The 18,027-nt window shown below is 61.8% G+C and carries 20 protein-coding genes; 11 read left to right on the top strand and 9 right to left on the bottom strand.

Going from position 1 to position 18,027, the window contains the following annotated elements; all coding sequences use genetic code 11:
- Window positions 1-5: 5 nt before the first annotated feature.
- Window positions 6-1,568, top strand: a complete 1,563-nt coding sequence (guaA, locus tag IZ6_RS07780; RefSeq protein ID WP_222877414.1) for a glutamine-hydrolyzing GMP synthase — start codon at window positions 6-8, stop codon at window positions 1,566-1,568.
- A 7-nt stretch (window positions 1,569-1,575) separates the two neighbouring features.
- On the opposite strand, the gene IZ6_RS07775 is transcribed toward guaA, so the two are convergent.
- Window positions 1,576-2,652 (bottom strand): class I SAM-dependent methyltransferase, encoded by a 1,077-nt coding sequence (locus tag IZ6_RS07775; RefSeq protein ID WP_222877413.1) that lies wholly within the window; start codon window positions 2,650-2,652, stop codon window positions 1,576-1,578.
- 148 nt (window positions 2,653-2,800) lie between these two features.
- Here IZ6_RS07775 and IZ6_RS07770 point away from each other — a divergent pair, with 148 nt between their 5' ends.
- The 5 genes from IZ6_RS07770 (at window position 2,801) to IZ6_RS07750 (ending at window position 6,694) form a co-directional block, all read left to right on the top strand.
- Window positions 2,801-3,859 carry a GlxA family transcriptional regulator gene (locus IZ6_RS07770; protein WP_222877412.1) on the top strand — a complete coding sequence of 353 codons (1,059 nt, stop codon included), beginning with the start codon at window positions 2,801-2,803 and terminating at the stop codon, window positions 3,857-3,859.
- Window positions 3,856-4,230: a DoxX family protein gene (locus IZ6_RS07765; protein WP_222877411.1), complete on the top strand. Its 375-nt coding sequence runs from the start codon at window positions 3,856-3,858 to the stop codon at window positions 4,228-4,230. The genes IZ6_RS07770 and IZ6_RS07765 overlap by 4 nt, the downstream gene beginning before the upstream one ends.
- Before the next feature lie 38 nt (window positions 4,231-4,268).
- Window positions 4,269-4,958 (top strand): alpha/beta hydrolase, encoded by a 690-nt coding sequence (locus IZ6_RS07760; RefSeq protein ID WP_420825575.1) that lies wholly within the window; start codon window positions 4,269-4,271, stop codon window positions 4,956-4,958.
- 215 nt (window positions 4,959-5,173) lie between these two features.
- Window positions 5,174-6,271: an HD-GYP domain-containing protein gene (locus IZ6_RS07755; RefSeq protein ID WP_222877409.1), complete on the top strand. Its 1,098-nt coding sequence runs from the start codon at window positions 5,174-5,176 to the stop codon at window positions 6,269-6,271.
- 72 nt (window positions 6,272-6,343) lie between these two features.
- Window positions 6,344-6,694: an ArsC family reductase gene (locus tag IZ6_RS07750; RefSeq protein WP_222877408.1), complete on the top strand. Its 351-nt coding sequence runs from the start codon at window positions 6,344-6,346 to the stop codon at window positions 6,692-6,694.
- Window positions 6,695-6,813: 119 nt separating this feature from the next.
- On the opposite strand, the gene IZ6_RS07745 is transcribed toward IZ6_RS07750, so the two are convergent.
- Together IZ6_RS07745 and IZ6_RS07740 are read right to left on the bottom strand one after the other, a co-directional pair.
- A complete protein-coding gene (locus IZ6_RS07745; RefSeq protein ID WP_222877577.1) occupies window positions 6,814-7,716 on the bottom strand; it encodes a DMT family transporter in 903 nt (300 codons plus the stop codon).
- Window positions 7,717-7,823: 107 nt separating this feature from the next.
- Complete coding sequence (locus IZ6_RS07740; RefSeq protein WP_225874040.1) at window positions 7,824-8,321, bottom strand: response regulator; 498 nt, start codon at window positions 8,319-8,321, stop codon at window positions 7,824-7,826.
- A 110-nt stretch (window positions 8,322-8,431) separates the two neighbouring features.
- Here IZ6_RS07740 and IZ6_RS07735 point away from each other — a divergent pair, with 110 nt between their 5' ends.
- Window positions 8,432-8,746, top strand: coding sequence for a polyhydroxyalkanoic acid system family protein (locus tag IZ6_RS07735; RefSeq protein WP_222877407.1), 315 nt, complete (start codon window positions 8,432-8,434; stop codon window positions 8,744-8,746).
- A gap of 6 nt (window positions 8,747-8,752) precedes the next feature.
- On the opposite strand, the gene IZ6_RS07730 is transcribed toward IZ6_RS07735, so the two are convergent.
- From IZ6_RS07730 to IZ6_RS07720, 3 genes are all read right to left on the bottom strand, one after another.
- Entirely contained in the window at window positions 8,753-9,154 is a 402-nt protein-coding gene (locus IZ6_RS07730) for a DUF192 domain-containing protein (protein WP_225874039.1), read from the bottom strand.
- A gap of 62 nt (window positions 9,155-9,216) precedes the next feature.
- Window positions 9,217-9,804, bottom strand: a complete 588-nt coding sequence (locus IZ6_RS07725; protein ID WP_222877406.1) for a cold-shock protein — start codon at window positions 9,802-9,804, stop codon at window positions 9,217-9,219.
- Window positions 9,805-9,911: 107 nt separating this feature from the next.
- Window positions 9,912-10,523, bottom strand: a complete 612-nt coding sequence (locus tag IZ6_RS07720; protein ID WP_263971521.1) for an SIR2 family NAD-dependent protein deacylase — start codon at window positions 10,521-10,523, stop codon at window positions 9,912-9,914.
- A 185-nt stretch (window positions 10,524-10,708) separates the two neighbouring features.
- On the opposite strand from IZ6_RS07720, the gene IZ6_RS07715 reads away from it, so the two are divergent.
- Together IZ6_RS07715 and sseA are read left to right on the top strand one after the other, a co-directional pair.
- A complete protein-coding gene (locus IZ6_RS07715; RefSeq protein ID WP_222877405.1) occupies window positions 10,709-11,149 on the top strand; it encodes a VOC family protein in 441 nt (146 codons plus the stop codon).
- Window positions 11,150-11,153: 4 nt separating this feature from the next.
- A complete protein-coding gene (gene sseA, locus IZ6_RS07710) occupies window positions 11,154-11,987 on the top strand; it encodes a 3-mercaptopyruvate sulfurtransferase (RefSeq protein WP_222877404.1) in 834 nt (277 codons plus the stop codon).
- Here sseA and IZ6_RS07705 read toward each other — a convergent pair.
- Entirely contained in the window at window positions 11,984-13,150 is a 1,167-nt protein-coding gene (locus IZ6_RS07705; protein ID WP_222877403.1) for an AI-2E family transporter, read from the bottom strand. The genes sseA and IZ6_RS07705 overlap by 4 nt on opposite strands.
- A gap of 127 nt (window positions 13,151-13,277) precedes the next feature.
- Between IZ6_RS07705 and metC the strand changes: the two genes are divergently transcribed.
- Entirely contained in the window at window positions 13,278-14,444 is a 1,167-nt protein-coding gene (gene metC, locus IZ6_RS07700; protein WP_222877402.1) for a cystathionine beta-lyase, read from the top strand.
- 55 nt (window positions 14,445-14,499) lie between these two features.
- Here metC and IZ6_RS07695 read toward each other — a convergent pair whose 3' ends face one another.
- Window positions 14,500-14,826: a hypothetical protein gene (locus IZ6_RS07695; protein WP_222877401.1), complete on the bottom strand. Its 327-nt coding sequence runs from the start codon at window positions 14,824-14,826 to the stop codon at window positions 14,500-14,502.
- Between the two features lie 224 nt (window positions 14,827-15,050).
- On the bottom strand, window positions 15,051-15,545 hold the full coding sequence (locus IZ6_RS07690) for a single-stranded DNA-binding protein (RefSeq protein WP_222877400.1): 495 nt from the start codon (window positions 15,543-15,545) through the stop codon (window positions 15,051-15,053).
- 245 nt (window positions 15,546-15,790) lie between these two features.
- Between IZ6_RS07690 and IZ6_RS07685 the strand changes: the two genes are divergently transcribed.
- A complete protein-coding gene (locus IZ6_RS07685) occupies window positions 15,791-17,812 on the top strand; it encodes a class I SAM-dependent methyltransferase (protein WP_222877399.1) in 2,022 nt (673 codons plus the stop codon).
- Window positions 17,813-18,027 lie beyond the last annotated feature (215 nt).

Raw genomic sequence — 18,027 nt, 5'->3', positions numbered from 1 at the left:
TTGCCATGACAGCTACCCCCGCTCACGACCGCATCCTCATCATCGATTTCGGCTCGCAGGTCACTCAGCTGATCGCCCGAAGAGTCCGCGAACAGGGGGTTTATTGCGAAGTCGTCCCCTCCCAGAAAGCCCCTGAGGCCTTCAAGACCTTTGGCGCCAAAGGCGTCATTCTCTCCGGCGGTCCGGCCTCCGTTACAGAACTCGACGCGCCCTTCGCCCCGCAAAGCGTTTTTGACTCGGGGCTTCCGGTTCTCGGCATCTGCTATGGCGAACAGACCATGATGGCCCAGCTCGGCGGCGGGGTCGAAGGCGGCCATTCGCGCGAATTCGGCCGCGCCGAGATCGAGGTCGTCTCCGAGAGCACGCTCTTCGACGGCGTCTGGCAGACCGGCAAGCGCTATCCGGTGTGGATGAGCCATGGCGATCGCGTCACGGCCCTGCCCCAGGGCTTCAAGGTCATCGCCGTGTCCGAAGGCGCTCCCTTTGCCGCCGTCGCGGACGAAGCGAGGCGCTATTACGCCGTGCAGTTCCACCCGGAAGTCGTCCATACGCCGGATGGCGCGCGCCTGATCCGCAATTTTGTGCGCGAGATCGTCGGCGCCAAAGGCGATTGGACCATGGCTGCCTATCGCGAAGAGGCCATCGCCAAGATCCGCAAACAGGTCGGCAAAGGCCGCGTCATTTGCGGGCTGTCGGGCGGTGTGGACTCATCCGTTGCGGCGCTTCTCATTCACGAAGCCATCGGCGAGCAGCTGACCTGCGTCTTCGTCGATCACGGCCTCTTGCGCCAGGCGGAAGCCGAACAGGTCGTGACGCTGTTTCGCAATCACTACAACATCCCGCTCGTCCATGTGGACGCGTCCGATCTCTTCCTGAAAGAGCTTGAGGGCGTCACCGACCCGGAGACAAAGCGGAAGACCATCGGGCGTCTGTTCATCGATGTGTTCGATGCGGAAGCCAAGAAAATCGGCGGCGCCGATTTTCTCGCGCAAGGGACGCTCTATCCCGACGTCATCGAAAGCGTCTCCTTCCATGGGGGGCCGTCCGTCACCATCAAATCGCACCACAATGTCGGCGGCCTGCCCGAGCGCATGAAGATGCAGCTCGTCGAACCGCTGCGCGAACTCTTCAAGGACGAAGTGCGCGCGCTCGGCCGCGAGCTTGGGCTGCCCGATGCCTTTGTCGGCCGCCATCCCTTCCCGGGTCCGGGTCTTGCCATCCGCATTCCCGGCGAGATCACCCGCGAGAAGATCGACATTCTGCAGAAGGCCGACGCCATCTATCTCGACGAGATCCGCAAAGCGGGCTTGTACGATGTCATCTGGCAGGCCTTTGCGGTGCTGCTCCCGGTTCGCACCGTCGGCGTCATGGGCGACGGCCGCACTTACGATCACGTTCTGGCGCTACGCGCGGTCACCTCGACCGACGGCATGACGGCCGATTTCTATCATTTCGATATGAATTTCCTCGGCCGCGCCGCGACGCGCATCATCAATGAAGTTCGCGGCATCAACCGCGTCGTCTACGACGTGACGTCGAAGCCGCCGGGCACGATCGAGTGGGAGTGAAGCGCGTCTAAAGACGCGCTTCCAGGATCAGGTTGAAGGGCGTTGCCAGCGCCCGGCGGAACTTCGTAAAGCCCGCTTTGCGGAAAACCTGCGCAAGCCTCGCCTCGCCCGCCTGCGCGCCCAGCACCATGCGCCCGCCTTCCGAAATCGCATGCGCGCAGCAGATCGTCGTTGAGGCCGCATAATATAGCCGCGCCACCGGCGAGACATTGTCCTCGACGCGATCATTGGCGAACGGCTCGACCAGCATCACCGTGCCGTCCGGCGCGATCTGCTTGGCTGCCTGCTGCGCCGCCGCAAGCGGATCGCCCATATCGTGCAGGCAATCGAAGAAGCAGATGAGATCGTATTTGCCGCCCGGAAAATCGCTCGCATTCGCCGTCTCGAACAGAGCGCGCGTATCGAGGCTCTCCTTCACCGCATGGGCGCGCGCGATGCCGATCGACTGGGGATGCGTGTCGAAGCCGGAAAAGGTTGAGGCCGGGAAAGCCTCCGCCATCAAGAGGGTCGAATGGCCGTGGCCACAGCCGATATCGGCGACGCGCGCGCCCGCTTTCAATTTCGAGGCAACGCCATCGAGCGCCGGAAGCCATTCGGAGACGAGGCTGCCGCGATAGGCATTACGGTAGAAAGCGGCAACGCCGCAGGACAGCCGCCCGTCATGATCGCCCCAGGGAATGCCATTACCCGTACGGAACGCGGTGACAGCTTTCTCTTCGTCCGCCCACATCGAGGCGGGCACCGACCAGGCGCTCGGAATGAAAGCGGGGCTATTTTCGTCGGCGAGAACGAAAGCCTGTTCCGGCGTCAGCTCATAGGTTTCGCTCGACGCATGATAATCGACATAGCCGCCGGCGACCTGCGAATTCAGCCATTCGCGCACATAGCGCTCGGCACAGCCTGCACGCTTTGCCACTTCGCGCGAACTCAAGGGCCCCGCACCCGCCATCGCCCGGTACAGGCCGAGCCTGTGGCCGAGGCTCACCATGACGCCGCCATAGCCGGCCGACAGATCGCCGACGGCGCGCGCCAGCATCGCATCGAGTTTCGCTTGATCCCGCTGGTTGGGATTTACATGTTCCATGACCGCGCTCCTGTGTTTGGTACGCGAACTTCGCAGTCCGGGCGGACGTGCGTCAGAGGCGGCTTGGCCAAAACCGGGCCGTTTGTGCCAGCGCGATTTGTGCGGGTTCGGGCGCTTGGCTAGTCTCCGGCCTCCGGAAGAGAGCCCCATGCCCAGCGAGACCGGCCAGAAACCGCTCCATGTCAGCCTCGTCGCTATCCCCGAGGCCGTCATATCGACGCTGACTGGCATTTTCGACGTGATGAACGTCTTTCACGCGATGCCGGAAGCGGGCGGCGGTCTGATGAAAAGCCCGCCTTTCGAAGTCGAGATCGTCGGCGAAAAGACTGGCGCGCTGCAGCTTGCAAGCCGCGTCCCGGTCTTTGTGCAGCGCGACATCGCCAGCATCGAAAGCACCGATATCGTCATCGTGCCCTCAATCCTTCTCGGCCAAGAGGGCTGGCGGAAAAACCGCTATCCGGATCTCATCCAATGGGTGCGCGCGATGCACCGCAAAGGCGCCCTCGTCTGCTCGGCCTGTTCGGGCATTTTTCTGCTGGCGGAAACGGGACTGTTCGACCGCGTTCCGGCGACGGTTCATTTCGGCTATGCGCAGATTTTCGCCGACACCTATCCGCAGATCCCCGCCTATCCGGAACGCGTGCTCGTCATCGGCGGTGAGCGCGACGAACTCATCACCTCCGGCGCATCCATGACCTGGCACGATCTCGTGCTCTACCTCATCGCCCGCCATGCCGGCGCGACGGCGGCACAGACCGTTGCGCGCCTCTTCGCCCTGCAATGGCATCAGGACGGGCTTGCGCCGTATATGGTGTTCGAAGGCCGGAACGATCACGGCGATATGGCCGTCATGGCGGCGCAGGACTGGATCGCTACGCATTTTTCGGTCGCAAATCCCGTCGAGGAGATGATCCGCCGCAGCGGACTTGCCGAACGCACCTTCAAGCGAAGGTTCACGCAGGCCACCGGGCTCAGCCCTGTCGCCTATGTGCAGAAGATCAGAATCGAGGAAGCCAAAAGACGGCTCGAGCGTACCGACGCTTCCATCGACGACATCAGCTGGACGGTCGGCTATGAAGACGCGGCTTTCTTCCGCCGTCTTTTCAAACGCACAACGGAGCTGACGCCCGGCGCTTATCGCAAGCGCTTTCATGTTCCTCGCTACGAGACACTCAAATCGCAGGACAAAGAGGGAGACACAGCATGATCTGGGCAGGCCGTATTCTCACCGGGCTTTTTGCTCTCTTCATTCTCGGCGCATCCGTCGCGCCGAAACTGCTTCAACTGCCCATTGCCGAGGAAACCATGGCGCAGCTCGGCTGGCCTGCCGGCTACGCCTTTATGATCGGCATCATCGAGCTTGCGCTGCTCGTACTCTACCTCATCCCGCGCACCAGCATACTCGGCGCCGTCCTGTTCATGGGCCTGTTCGGCGGCGCTATGGCGACACAAATCCGCGCCGAAAGCCCGCTCTTCAGCCATATCCTCTTCAGCATCTATCTCGGGCTTTTCATGTGGGGCGGGTTGTGGCTGCGCGATGCGCGCCTCCGGGAGCTGTTTCCCATCCGGCGGAAATGAGCCTAGGGTCCGCGCCGGATGCTCTTGAGGAGATGCGTATGCCGTCATCTGTCAACATTGTTCTGGTACACGGCGCTTTCGCCGACGGCTCCGGATGGGAAGGTGTCTACCGCGCGCTGAAAAAGAGCGGACATAAAGTCAGCGTCGTGCAGCACGCGACCGAAACGCTCGTGGGCGATGTCGCCGCAACAAACATTGTTCTCGATGCGCAGGACGGCCCTGTCGTTCTCGTCGGCCATTCCTATGGCGGCGTTGTCATCACCGAAGCCGGCAACCACGCCAAGGTGAAGGCGCTCGTCTATATCGCCGCCTTTGCGCCCGATGCCGGCGAGTCCGTCTCTTCGCTCATCGCCAATCCGCCGCCCGGTGCAGCCGCGCCGCCGATCCTGCCGCCACGGGATGGATTTCTGTTTCTCGACACAGCGAAATTCCACGACGCGTTCTGCGCCGATGTCGATGCCGACAAAGCGGCCTTCATGGCGGATTCCCAATTGCCCTGGGGGCTCGGTGCGCTGGGCGGCGCGATCACAAAGCCGGCATGGAAAAGCAAACCGAGCTGGTATCTGATCGCCGGCGGCGACAAGATGATCCCGCCCCCGGCGCAGAAACTCATGTCGCAGCGCGCCGGCTCAACCGTCGTCGAAGTTGCGGCGAGCCACGCCGTCTATGTTTCGCAGCCCGGCACCGTTGCCGATCTCATCGAAAAAGCCGCCGCAGCGATAGGCTGAGCCAAACTCAAACACCCGGTTGTGCAGACGGCACAAATGCGCAACCGTGCGGTGCCGACGCCGGACTTACCATCATGTTTAAGATAAGTCGTCCTAAGTGGCCGTAAGCATAAATGTGGCGCTCATTAACTTACAAAAAACGGGTTGGGCCTAATCACTAACCCTTGGGGGAGGCTTTTGCTTATCAGTAGGTACGGTTGATGCTCCATAAGCGAGTGCCTCATTCTTCCCCGCGATCTCATATCGCTGTTGTCTCGGATCGAGCGCCGGAGCGCGCCGAACTTGCCAGCATATTGGGCGAGATCGGCCCGATCCGCAGATGGCTGCCGGGAAGCGCGCCGGAAACGGTGACGCGGACCGCGGCATGCGCGGTGATCGATGTGGATCTCGATTCGCCGGATCCGGGCCGCGGCATGGAACTCGTGCGCAGTTTCGCTGAAAAATCGTCGATCCCGATCATCTGCGTTCTCGACTACAGCGCCGAAGAGCTCGAGCGGAAACTGCGTGTTGCGAAGATCCGGGCTCTTGGCGCTGCAGCCATCAGCCGGCCGTTCGAGCCCAGCGATCTTATCGACGCCGTGCGCAACAAGGACGATCAGGCTTTCGAGCGAAAAGCTGTCGAACATGGCGGCGCGGTCGGCCTCGGGGTTGCGGCCGCTCACGGCATGCTGACGAACATATTCCGGGCCTCGCGCGGCGGACGCCCGGTGCCCTTCGATCAAGTCAAAGTCAAAGACGTCGTGATCATCGATGCGCTGCGCACGTCCGGCATCAAGGCCTGGCTTGATCTCGTGCGGCAGCACCACAACGCGACGTACCGGCACAGCCTTCTCGTGACCGGCGTCGCCGTCGCATTCGCGCAGGCGCTGGACATGCGGATCGAGGATCAGCAAAGGCTGGCGCGCGCCGGATTGCTGCACAATATCGGCAACGCCCTCCTTCCGCTCGACATCCTGGAGAATCCGGACGTATTGACGGAACAGGAACTGGAACAGGTGAAGAAGCACCCTGTTCTCGGCTACGAGCTTCTCGTGCGCGAAGGCGGTTTCCCGGAGGAAATTCTGGCCTGCGTCCGTCACCACCATGAATTTCTCGACGGCAGCGGGTACCCCGACGGGTTGAGCGGCCTGCAAATTCCCGATCTCGTCCGCATCGTGACCATCGCCGACGTCTTCTGTGTTCTCAGCGAACAGCATGCCGAGAAATCGCGCATGGCGGTGGAAAGAACGCTCGGCGTCATGGAAAGCATGATCGGCAAGCTCGATGGCGATCTTTTGCGCGCCTTCCGCACCATCGCCTGGGACCCGGCCTAGGCAAACGCGCTCGCCGTTGCAAAGCCTCCCCGGACCTGACAAGAGACGCCGGGACAAGGCAAGGGCCGGCACATGACCACGACAATCTACGGCATTCCGAACTGCGACACGGTAAAAAAGGCGCGCACCTGGCTCGACCAGCACGGCGTCAAATACCGCTTCCACGATTTCAAGAAGGAAGGCCTCGACAAGGCGCAGCTCAAGGATTGGGTCGATCAGGCCGGGCTGAATGTGGTGCTCAACAAAGCCGGCACGACCTATCGCGCCCTCCCCGATGCCGAGAAGGAAGGCCTCACCGAGGCGAAGGCGCGCAAGCTGATGGTCGAAAACCCATCGCTTGTGAAACGCCCGGTTCTCGAACATGGCGGGCGTCTGTTCATCGGCTTCAAGCCCGACGAATACGCCGTCATCTTCAAGAAGTGACGACCTCATCCTGAGGAGCACCGAAGGTGCGTCTCGAAGGATGCGTTACGACCTCTGAACTCGCCGCCCATCCTTCGAGACGCCCGCTGCGCGGGCTCCTCAGGATGAGGCTGTAGGGGCTAGACCGGCGGGGTGCTGCGCCGCCCGTTCAGCCGTCCGTCGATGGTGAGAAGCCCGAGCCCGATCAGCGCCATGCCTGCGAAATGCCGCGGATGCAGCGCTTCGCCGAGCACCGCCCAGCCGAGAAAAATCGCGGTGACGGGAATGAGAAAGGTGACAAGCGTCAGGCGTGTTGCGCCCGCCGTCTCGAGCAGCCGGTAGAAGACGATATAGGCCAGCGCCGTCGAAAACGCCGCCAGCGCCAGAATGCTCGCAATCGCCTCAGCACTGGGCAGAGGCAATGACCATGGCCGGTCATGCAAAAGAGCGACCGGCAGAAGCATCAGCGAAGATGCGCTGACCTGCCCGGTCGCCGAAACAAGCGGCGAGATGCCGAGCCGCTTGAAACGCCGGCCGAACACGGCCGCAAAACCATAGGACAAGGATGCGCCGAGGCAGGCAACCTGCGCCAGAACATTGACGCCGAGATCGTGCAGGACGTCCGGCCCCATCATGATCGCAACGCCGACAATCCCGAGCACGACGGCGGCAAGACGCCCGCCGGTCATCTTCTCATCGGCTGTAAAGACATGCGCGACCGCAATTGTCGCCAGTGGCGTCGTTGCATTCAGGATCGAAGCAAGGCCGCTCGCGATATGGCTCTGTCCCCAGACGAGGAGGCAGAAAGGTATGGCGTTGGCGATGAGGCCGACGACGAGAAAAGTCTGCAGGGCTTCGCGCGTGCGCGGCAGCTTGAGCCCCATTACGCGCACGATGATGAGCAGAATGAGCGCCGCAAGACCAACGCGCAGGACGACGAGCGTCAGCGGCGGAATTTCCTTCACCGCCACGCCGACGAAGAAGAAAGAGCCGCCCCAAAGAATGGAGAGAAAGAAAAGGAGCGCCCATTCCATGCGGTTCATGGATCGGGCGGCGGCGGGCTGAGGCACGGGGATGATGTCCGGTTGGCGCGTCAAACTAGTGGAAGGCGCAGTGCCTGCCCACCCCGGTCCTTGCTGTCAAAGTAAGATCAGGCTTCGGCGATTTCGGTCGCAAGGCCGAGATTGGCTGCACCGCGCGCGGGTCTTGGCATCGGGCCGAAATAATTGCCGATCTGCATGAAGGGCCGCGGGTGATTGACCACGAGGTCGAGCCGCTGCAGCAGGTTTTTTGCCGAGAAGGGCTTCACCAGCATCTCGTTGATGCCAAGCTGCATGGCCTGCTGGATACGGTGACGTTCGGTGTGCGCCGTCATCAGGATGATCGGTGTCGTCGCATGCGGAGAATTGGCCGGATCGCGCACCAGGCGGATCATCTCCGCGCCGTTCAGCATCGGCATTTCCCAGTCGACCAGAAGCACGTCCGGGCGGAACTGGTTCATGACCTCGAGCCCCTGCGCCCCGTCGCCCGCCTCATAGACACGCTGTACGCCGAAGCCGATGAGAAGGCTGCGGACGATCTTGCGGAGATAGGCGTCGTCATCGACGACGAGAACGGCAATTTGGCTGTAAGGCGAGACGGTTGACACAATCTTCCCCAGGGTCACGCCTTTTATGACGCCAAGTGCCTTAGCGAGTTGTGAATCCGGGCACCCAAATGCCCCCGAACGCGTTCCTATCCACCGGAACCGAGGCAAACATGAAAAAGCCCGTCATTGTAACCCTGCCCCACCAGCACACAAAGGCCGAGGCCATAAAGAGAATTCGCGAGGGGTTGCAGAAAGTTAAGCCGCAACTCGCAAGCTATTCATCAACCATGGAAGAGGAATGGGTGGGCGACGATATGAGCTTTCGCATCGGCGCCATGGGCCAAGAGGTGACGGGGCGAATCGCGGTCATGGACAGCTCTGTCCGGGTCGAGGTCGACCTGCCCTGGATCCTCGCCGCCATCGCCGAAAAGGTGCGCGGGCAGATCGAGAAAAAGGGCGCGCAGATCCTGCTGGAGAAGAAGTAGCGGCGCCTATTTGCCGATAATGGCGTGCTTCACCTTCGAGCCGCGAACTATCCCGATGCGATCGGCGGTTCCTGCCGGCAGTTCCAGCACATAGCGGACATCGACGCCCGACTCGATCGAACGCGTGGACAGCGGCGTCGTATGGTCCTCGACCCGGTGCACCGTGCCGTCCGGCAGGATGAACACCATGTCGAGCGCCACATAGGTGTTCTGCATCCACATGGCGACCGGCTGCGTCCGGCCGAAGTCGAACAGCATGCCTTTGTCGGCATCGAGCGTGCGCCGGTACATCAAACCCGTCGCGCGTGTCGTGTCGTCGGCTGCAACTTCAACCTGGAAGGCGTGTGCGCCGCTCTTGGTCTCGATGGTGAGGGGCGAAAAGCCGGCCGCCTGCGCCGCTACGGTCAAGCAGACGCAGAAAAGCGCCGCGGCGGCAAAAGCCGCCGCCGCTGTGCGGGCTATCCGGAGGATCAGTGCGACGCCGGGAACTGGTTCGGTCCGTCCGGCAGCACTTCGGCCGCCATCAGACCTTTCGGTCCGTCGCCGAAGCGCACGAGAACCGTCTGCCCCGGCTTCAGCTCGGTAAGGCCGTAGCGGCGCAGCGTTTCCATGTGGACGAAGATGTCCGGCGTTCCCGGACCGCGGGTCAGGAAGCCGAACCCGCGCAGACGATTGAACCATTTAACCTCGGCACGCTCCAGACCGCTTGTCGGCGTAACGCTGACATGGGTCCGCGGCGGAAGCTGGGCGGGATGGATGGCCGTCGAGGAGTCCATGGAGATGATGCGGAAGGCCTGAAGACCTTTCGATCGCTCCTGGGCCTCGCAGACAATCCGCGCCCCTTCGCTTGCCGTCTGATATCCGCCCGCGCGCAGACAGGTCACGTGCAAAAGCACGTCAGCCCCCCCGCGATCGGGCACGATGAATCCGTAGCCTTTGGCGACGTCGAACCATTTGATGACGCCGGAAACTTCAACAAGCCCAAGCGGAGTTTCTCCGCCTGTCTCGTCAGCCTCCGACGGTCCCAGCCCCGCCTGGCCGTGTAAACCGTCTCTCATAATTACGCGGCTCGCTCTCTTAATGCCTCAGTTGCGAGTCTTGCTCTCAACCAGAGGAACGCACGAGTGCACGCGAAGCGGAAGGGGGGGTCTGTTCGTTAACGCCATTAGTGTTGTTGAAAAGTCGCAAATACGTCGCCCAAGTTGCCGGAAATCAACACATCTGCGATGGCGTCAAGTTCCGTTGGCTCCCGGTTGACGATCACAAGAACGGCGCCGTTGCGTTTTGCAATCACCGGGAGCGCCGCCGCCGGGTATACGACGAGCGAAGAACCGAGCGCGAGAAACACATCCGCCTGCGCCGCGAGCTGCTCGGCGCGGCGCATTTTTTCAAACGGCATCGCCTGGCCGAAGGAAATGGTCGCCGACTTTACATATCCGCCGCCCGCTTCGCACAGCGGCGATTGTTTCGTCGCTTCATAGCGTTCGCGCACCCAGTTCAAGTTGTAACGGCAATCGCAAGAGAGGCACTTCGCGTATGTGCCATTGCCGTGGATCTCGATCAGACGGTCTTCCGGCATGCCGGCGGCAAGGTGCAGCCCGTCAATATTCTGCGTGACGACGGCCGCAAGATGCCCCTGCTCGGTCAGTTTCACCAAGGCGTGGTGCGCCAGGTTCGGCTTCACACCTTTAGTGGCGTCGTCGAGCACGAATTTGCGCCGCCAGGCTTCGGCCCGCATCTCTTCCGACGAAATAAAGTCGTCGTAGTGGATCGGCATGTTCTTCGACCACAAACCTCCGGGCGACCGGAAGTCCGGAATGCCCGATTCGGTGGAAATCCGGCGCCGGTCAGCGCCACCCCGCGCTTTGCCGACAGGACGAGGCGCCGCAGGTGGTCTATCTGGGTCTTGAGATCGGCCTCAGAGGTCATAGGTTCCGCCTGACAGCATAACCGGGGTCAGCCATGCGCTATCTTCACACAATGGTCCGCATCAAGGATGTCGATGCGTCCCTCGATTTCTATTGCAACAAGCTCGGCATGGTCGAAATCCGCCGGACCGAAAATCAGGCCGGCCGCTTCACCCTGATTTTCCTGGCGGCGCCCGAAGACAAGGGCAATGCAACCGCCGCCCGCGCGCCGGAACTTGAACTCACCTATAATTGGGATCCGGAAGACTATGGCGAGGGACGCAATTTCGGTCATCTCGCCTTTGAGACCGACGACATTTACGCGCTTTGCGCCAAACTGCAGTCCGAAGGGGTAACCATCAACCGCCCTCCCCGCGACGGCCGCATGGCTTTCATCCGTTCGCCTGACAACATTTCGGTTGAACTCCTGCAGAAAGGCGGCGCCCTGCCGCCGCAGGAGCCCTGGACGTCGATGCCCAATACGGGGAAGTGGTGAGGACATGAGCGAAACACTTGTCTCGACCGACTGGCTCGCCGCTCGCCTCGGCGATCCCAAGCTCGCAGTCGTGGATGCGAGCTGGTACATGCCGAAAACCGGCCGTGATCCCGATCAGGAATATCTCGCTGCGCACATTCCCGGCGCCGTACGTTTCAACATCGACAAAGTCGCCGATCCGGATTCGGATTTGCCGCACACCATCGCCGGTGCCGAACTCTTCGCCGCGGAAGCCGGCGAGATCGGCATATCCGAAGACATGACCATCGTCGTCTATGACGGCCTCGGCCTCTTTTCGGCGCCGCGCGTGTGGTGGAATTTCCGCGTGATGGGCGCAAAGGATGTGCGCGTTCTCGACGGCGGCTTTCCGAAATGGGAGGCCGAGCACCGGCCGACGCAATCTGGCGCGGTGAAGCCGAAGCCAAAGACATTTTCGGCACAGCCCGACCGCGGCGCCGTCGCCTCTACATCCGATGTACGCGCAGCGCTCGACAGCGGCATTCAGGTCGTCGATGCGCGCTCGCCCGCCCGCTTCCGCGGCGAGGAGGCCGAACCGCGCGAAGGCGTTGCGCCGGGTCATATACCGGGCGCAAAAAACGTTCACTACGGAACGATCATTGCCGACGGCCGCCTGAAGGACGGCGCCGAGCTCACGCAGATTTTCCGCGCCGCCGGCGTCGATCCGTCCGCGCCGATGGTGACGACCTGCGGCTCGGGTGTGTCGGCCGCCATTCTCGCGCTTGCCGTCGAGAAAATGGGGCATACCGTGCCGCGTCTGTACGACGGGTCCTGGACCGAATGGGGTGGCGACCCCTCAACGCCGAAAGCGCGCGGCTAGGCCGCCTTTTCCGTGTCCTCGGCGGGCGATGTTTCGCGCGCGCCGAGGAAACGCCCGACCGCTTCCATGCTCTCCACATGGAACGAGATCACCTTGATGATCACGAGGAATGGCACGGCGATCAGCGCGCCGATGACGCCCCACAGCCAGGCCCAGACGGCGACGGCGACGAGGATGGCGACCGCATTCATCTCGAGCCGCCTTCCGACAATCATCGGCGTCAGTACCTGACCTTCAAGCGTTGCCACTCCGAGATAGACCGCGGGAGCAAGCAGCGCATGCGCGAACGTATCGAAGCTGACGATCGCAACAGCGCCGACCAGAGCAATGCCGATCGCCGCGCCGAGATAGGGAATGTAAGTCAGGAAGGTCGCGAGCACGCCCCATAGCAGCGGGTTCGGCATGCCGATGGCCCAGAGGCCGAGACCGACCATGACGCCGGTTGCGATATTGATGCCGGTAATCGTCAGCAGATAGCGCGATACTTCGCGTTCGATATCGCGCGAAATGTGCACGGCGCGCTTCTTGTCGCTGAGTGTCGGCAGAACCTTCACCAGCTTCTCGCGGAAGAGATCGCCCGAGGCGAGAAGGAAGAGCAAAAGAAAGAGCGTGAGACCGATTTTGGTGATGACTTCCGGCACGCCCGTCGCCGCGCTCTTCAGAAGACCCGGCTCCTTCAGCACGACCTTCATCACGTCCGGGTCGGTGCCGCCCGCCATCTGATCGACCTGATTTGAGACCTGCTGAACAAAGCCGAACCAGCCACGGATATGGGTCAGCTTCTGCTGGATTTCCGCGCCGATGCGCGGCGCGTCGTCGATCCATTGCGAGACCGGCCCCGACAGCGACCACCCGCCAACGGCAATGAGGGCCAGGAGGGTGAGAACAATGAGCGTCGCGCTGACGCCCTCAGGTATGCCGAGACGAAGGAGGCCCCGGACGATCGGGCTCAAAAGCACCGACAGCACGAAGGCAAGGCACAGAGGAATCAGGAGGTCCTGGGCGAAATAGAGCGCCCCGCCCGCCATCATCAGGAAAATGCCGATGATCGAGGTGCGCAAAATCCCCGTCGCGGAGACGATGACCGGTTCCTGAACCGTGACCGGGGCGACCTTTACAATGCGCGTCGGCCGCCGTGCGGCGGGCTTTTTGGGGCTCTTCATGTGGCTTCCACCGTCCGGGAATGCACAAGCAAACGCCGCCGGGGCCTCCCCGTTCCACGCGTCAAATGCCACTCTTGCGCCGGGCGCCCAAAAACCGCGAAATGCGCCCCCATTCCAGCGAGCATCCATGTCCCGTACCGGCAAAAGCAAAAAAGGCCCCGATACCGAACTCGTCTCGGCCGGGCGCGATCCATCGGCCCAGCACGGCTTCGTCAACACGCCGGTCTATCATGGCTCGACGGTGCTCTATGCCAGCGCCGACGATCTCTTCGCCAACCGCATCCGCTATTCCTACGGACGGCGCAATTCGCCGACCATTGAGGCGCTGACCTGTGCGCTGAGCGAGCTTGAAAACGCCGCCGGCACGGTGCTCGCGCCCTCGGGGCTCTCCGCCGTGACGACCGCGCTTCTGTCGGTGTGCGATGCGGGCGACCACATCCTTGTCGCCGACAGCGTCTACCATCCGAACCGGCATTTCTGCGACACGGTGCTGAAGCGGATGGGCGTGGAGACGAGCTATTACGATCCTCTGCTCGGCGCCGATATTGCCGGCCTCTTCAAACCCAATACCAAAGCTGTCTTCACCGAAAGCCCGGGCTCGCTCATCTTCGAAGTTCAGGATCTTCCGGCCATTGCCGAAGCCGCGCACAAGCGCGGCGCACTCGTTCTCTGCGACAACACCTGGGCAACGCCGTATTTCTTCAAGCCACTCGATTTCGGCGCCGATCTGTCGATCCAGGCCGGCACGAAATACATTTCCGGCCACGCCGATGTTCTGATCGGCTCGATCTCAGCCAACCAGAAAGCCTGGCCGCGTCTGCACGCAACGCATGGCGCGCTCGGCCTGTCGGTCGGCCCGGACGATATTTTCCTTGCGCTGCGCGGCCTTCGCACCATGGGCGTGCGTCTCAAACATCATCAGATCTCGGCGATCACCGTGGCGCGCTGGCTCGAAGGGCGTCCGGAAGTCGCGCGCGTTCTGCATCCCGGCCTCGACAGCGATCCGGGACATGCTCTGTGGAAGCGCGACTTTTCAGGCGCAAGCGGCCTCTTCGCCATCGAGCTCAAACCTGCAGCGGATAAGAGCGTCCGTACATTCCTCGATGCTCTTGAGTTGTTCGGAATGGGCTATTCCTGGGGCGGCTATGAAAGCCTGATCGTACCGTTCGATCTCAAGGCACGGACAATCGCGCACAAGCCCGCCGGGCAGATGCTGCGCCTGCATATCGGCCTCGAAGAGATCGCCGATCTTATTGCCGATCTGGAGTCGGCTTTCGCTGCGATGAAGGCTTAAAAAAGCCGGCCGCCTCGACGGGAGACGGCCGGCTGTAACGCAACAAGACGCGCGGTTACTTGTTGAGGTTGCTCGAATTGGTGTCGCCGCCGCTCGGCGTGACGGACGACCCAGAGCCCGTGATCGGCTTCGGTTTGGCCGAGTCTTCAGCGCTCTTCAGAACATCGTCCTGGCTCTTCAGATTGCCGGAATTCGATTCACCGGCCGAGGAGCGGTCGCTCTGCATCGGCTTGCCCGAACCGGCGGGACCCGGCTTCGCAGACTCTTCGGCTCCCTTCAGAACTTTTTCCTGGGACTCGAGATTGCCGGAATTCGTGTTCTGAGCAAGGGCGGGCGATACCATGAATGCCGCCGCGATCGGCAGAAGAAGATACTTTTTCATTGTGCGTCTCTCCCATTGTTGCGTCGCGGTGGGAAGGATGCCTCGGTCACCGCGCTCTTAAGGACAATCCCTCAGGGAGGAAGGGAGTTCCGTTTGTACTGACGATTCCCGCAGTGCGACGGTTCCAGTAATGGGCACACGCCGCAGATGGATCGCTTTGCTTAAAAGAAAACGCGGCCGTGAAGGCCGCGTTTCATTTTTGATCGATGACCTTCCGGAGAAGGTTAGAAGGGGATTTCGTCGTCCATCACATCGCGCATGGAACCGCCGCCGCCCGCCATTGCCGGCTGACGGCGCGAGCTGGAGCCCGACTGGCCGAAGCTGTCGCTGCCGCCGAAATCGTCACTTGCGCCGCCACCGCCGCCGCTGCGGCCATCGAGCATGGTCAGAACGGAGTTGAAGCCCTGCAGGACGATCTCGGTCGAATACTTCTCGATGCCGGCATTGTCGGTCCATTTGCGGGTCTGCAGCGCGCCTTCGATATAAACCTTGGCGCCCTTCTTCAGATATTGCTCGGCGACCTTGCAGAGCCCCTCGTTGAAGATGACGACGCGATGCCACTCGGTCTTTTCCTTGCGCTCGCCCGTCGCTTTGTCGCGCCAGGTGTCGGAGGTGGCGATTCGGAGATTTGCGATCGGCTTGCCGTCCTGGGTGCGGCGGATTTCCGGGTCCGCGCCCAGATTTCCGATCAGAATGACCTTGTTGACGCTGCCCGCCATGACCCGCTCCTGTAGCTGTTCGTATTTCGAATTACCCGCACCCTAGGCCCGGGAGGCGGACGACGCGACCCGCCATCGCCTTTTCCACAATGCAGAGCCGATCGGCGTGCGCGAGCGCACCCGCATTGTGTTCTCTATTTGTTCTAGCACGCCCGAATGCCGCCGGCAACGGCCCCCGCATGATTTCATTTGCCGCGACTGACCTTCTGCCGCCACGCTTCCCAGAGAGGCGGAACGATTCTCACATGGGACGCAAACAACGCGGCGCAACGCAGCGGGGCCAGGCCGGGTCATCGCGGCCGGTTTTCGACAGCGCGCTGGCGCATCTTCGCGCGAACCGGTTGCCGGAAGCTCTCGCTTTATTCAAGCAGGTTCTTGCACTCGACCCTCGCCACGCCGACAGCCTCTATCACCTCGGATCGATCGCCCTCAGGATCGGCCATCCGCAGGATGCGATCAGCCTGTCGCGGCAAACCCTGGCTCTGGTCGCCGATCACGCCGAGGCACACCGCACCCTCGCCGACGCACTTGCCGTGACGGGGCAGCTCCTCGAAGCAGAAAAGCACTACGAGCGCGCGCTGGCGCTGAAGCCAGATGCGATCACTTATGCAAACCTCGCCACGATCTATATCCGTGGCAACAATCTGACGCTTGCGGTGCTGGCCGTCATCCGCGGACTGAAAATCAAGGAAACAACGAAGCTCAGATCGCTTTTTGTCGGTTGTCTGCAGAACGCAATATCGATTCCGGCTGACGGCGATTTCCGGATGTTTCTCACGCGCGCCGTTTTGGAAGCCTGGAAAAGGCCGGGCGATCTCGCGGCGGTTTCGCTTTCTCTTCTTAAAACCGATCCATACATCTCCGCCGCGCTTGCGCGCGCTGTTCACACATGGCCGCAGCGCCAAACGCTTGCGGAGCTGTATGGGCAGGAAGGGCTGAGCAGCATCGCCCGCGATCCCCTGCTGCGGGCCCTGCTCGAAAGCACGCAATTTGCCGATATCGGCCTTGAAAGGCTGCTTACGCTAACGCGCTCCGCTTTGCTTGATGCGATCGCCGGCAACGGCGATTTACCGGAAAACGAGGACAGCCTGGCATTTTTCTGCGCACTCGCGCAGCAGTGTTTCATCAATGATTACGTTTTTGCATTGTCTGCGGACGAGCAGGAGAAAGTGCACGGGCTGGGCGACACGCTTAACGCGGCCAAAAGCCCCGACCCACACGCGCTTGCAGCATTCGCCGCCTATCAGCCCCTTCATACGCTGGCATCCCGCGACGCGCTTCAGGATCGGGAATGGCCTGCGCCGCTCCGGGAGCTTTTTACACGGCAGGTATTGGAACCGCTCGCCGAGCGCGCGATGCGCGGCGGCATTCCTCAACTTACGCCGATCGGCAACGAGATATCCGCTCTCGTCCGCGAACAGTACGAGGAAAACCCGTATCCGCGCTGGATCAAAACTGCATCGGATGGTGAGCACCGGAGCATCGACCAGCACGTTCACACCCGGCTTCCGGGCGCGCCCTATCGTCCGCTTGGAGCGGACGCCACCGATATCCTGATCGCGGGCTGCGGAACCGGTCAGCAAGTCATCGAGCGGGCGCGCGCAATGCCGGAGTTGCGCATAACGGCTGTCGATCTAAGCCTGACCAGTCTTTGCTACGCCAAATACCGGACCGAGGCGGCGGGCATTCGCAATATCGAATACGGACAGGCAGACATTTTGGAATTGGGATCGCTCGGGCGCTCGTTCGACATGATCGTCTGCAGCGGCGTGCTGCACCACATGCAAGACCCGCTGAAGGGGTGGCGTACCCTGCTTTCCCTGCTGCGGCCGAACGGGGTAATGGACATTGCGCTTTACAGCGAGGTTGCCCGCGCCGACATCGTCGCAGCACGGGAGGTCATTGCCCGGCGCGGATATGGCGGCAGCGCCGATGACATCCGCCGTGCCCGGCAGGACATCATGGCACTCGATGACTCCGACCCGGCCAAAACCGTCACCGACAGCCGCGATTTCTTTGGAACCAGCACATGTCGCGATCTGCTGTTCCATGTTCAGGAAGAGCGCTTCACGATCCCCCGCATCAAAAGGTTTCTCGACGAGGAAGGACTCGAGTTCCTCGGTTTCCTGCTGAAGTCTCAGCAAAAGCGAAGCAATTATGCCGCGCCTTCCGCGAGCGCCGGCTTAGACGACTGGCATGACTTCGAGACCCGGCATCCCGCCTTCTTCCGCGGCATGTACCAGTTCCTCGTCCAGAAAAAATCCTAAGGGACACATGCGTCCGGTCTCCGGCCAAGACCTGGCAAAATACGCCGCAGGGGCTGGCGGAACGCCGCTGCTCTTCTTACGTCCTCGCTACTGTCCACAGTAACGGCCTCGACCAGTGGACATATTTTCCTGTTCTCGTTATGTTCTGGGCATCTGCGACTCACGGGCGCAAGGTGCGTGACGTCGGAATAGACTTAATCTCACACTGATCACCG

It is taken from the genome of Terrihabitans soli (genome assembly GCF_014191545.1).
Taxonomy (GTDB): Bacteria; Pseudomonadota; Alphaproteobacteria; order Rhizobiales; family Methylopilaceae; genus Flaviflagellibacter; species Flaviflagellibacter soli.
Note: the sequence above shows the minus strand (reverse complement) of the source record. Positions and strands in the feature narration are given on the sequence as shown.

What these genes read in the sequence shown, in the direction of transcription:
- IZ6_RS07685 (WP_222877399.1), top strand. Translation starts at nt 15,791, where the DNA reads ATGGGACGCAAACAACGCGGCGCAACGCAGCGGGGCCAGGCCGGGTCA.
- guaA (WP_222877414.1), top strand. Translation starts at nt 6, where the DNA reads ATGACAGCTACCCCCGCTCACGACCGCATCCTCATCATCGATTTCGGC.
- IZ6_RS07745 (WP_222877577.1), bottom strand. Translation starts at nt 7,716, where the DNA reads ATGAACCGCATGGAATGGGCGCTCCTTTTCTTTCTCTCCATTCTTTGG.
- IZ6_RS07735 (WP_222877407.1), top strand. Translation starts at nt 8,432, where the DNA reads ATGAAAAAGCCCGTCATTGTAACCCTGCCCCACCAGCACACAAAGGCC.
- IZ6_RS07760 (WP_420825575.1), top strand. Translation starts at nt 4,269, where the DNA reads ATGCCGTCATCTGTCAACATTGTTCTGGTACACGGCGCTTTCGCCGAC.
- IZ6_RS07695 (WP_222877401.1), bottom strand. Translation starts at nt 14,826, where the DNA reads ATGAAAAAGTATCTTCTTCTGCCGATCGCGGCGGCATTCATGGTATCG.
- sseA (WP_222877404.1), top strand. Translation starts at nt 11,154, where the DNA reads ATGAGCGAAACACTTGTCTCGACCGACTGGCTCGCCGCTCGCCTCGGC.
- IZ6_RS07705 (WP_222877403.1), bottom strand. Translation starts at nt 13,150, where the DNA reads ATGAAGAGCCCCAAAAAGCCCGCCGCACGGCGGCCGACGCGCATTGTA.
- IZ6_RS07770 (WP_222877412.1), top strand. Translation starts at nt 2,801, where the DNA reads ATGCCCAGCGAGACCGGCCAGAAACCGCTCCATGTCAGCCTCGTCGCT.
- IZ6_RS07750 (WP_222877408.1), top strand. Translation starts at nt 6,344, where the DNA reads ATGACCACGACAATCTACGGCATTCCGAACTGCGACACGGTAAAAAAG.
- IZ6_RS07715 (WP_222877405.1), top strand. Translation starts at nt 10,709, where the DNA reads ATGCGCTATCTTCACACAATGGTCCGCATCAAGGATGTCGATGCGTCC.
- metC (WP_222877402.1), top strand. Translation starts at nt 13,278, where the DNA reads ATGTCCCGTACCGGCAAAAGCAAAAAAGGCCCCGATACCGAACTCGTC.
- IZ6_RS07725 (WP_222877406.1), bottom strand. Translation starts at nt 9,804, where the DNA reads ATGAGAGACGGTTTACACGGCCAGGCGGGGCTGGGACCGTCGGAGGCT.
- IZ6_RS07690 (WP_222877400.1), bottom strand. Translation starts at nt 15,545, where the DNA reads ATGGCGGGCAGCGTCAACAAGGTCATTCTGATCGGAAATCTGGGCGCG.
- IZ6_RS07775 (WP_222877413.1), bottom strand. Translation starts at nt 2,652, where the DNA reads ATGGAACATGTAAATCCCAACCAGCGGGATCAAGCGAAACTCGATGCG.
- IZ6_RS07720 (WP_263971521.1), bottom strand. Translation starts at nt 10,523, where the DNA reads ATGCCGATCCACTACGACGACTTTATTTCGTCGGAAGAGATGCGGGCC.
- IZ6_RS07765 (WP_222877411.1), top strand. Translation starts at nt 3,856, where the DNA reads ATGATCTGGGCAGGCCGTATTCTCACCGGGCTTTTTGCTCTCTTCATT.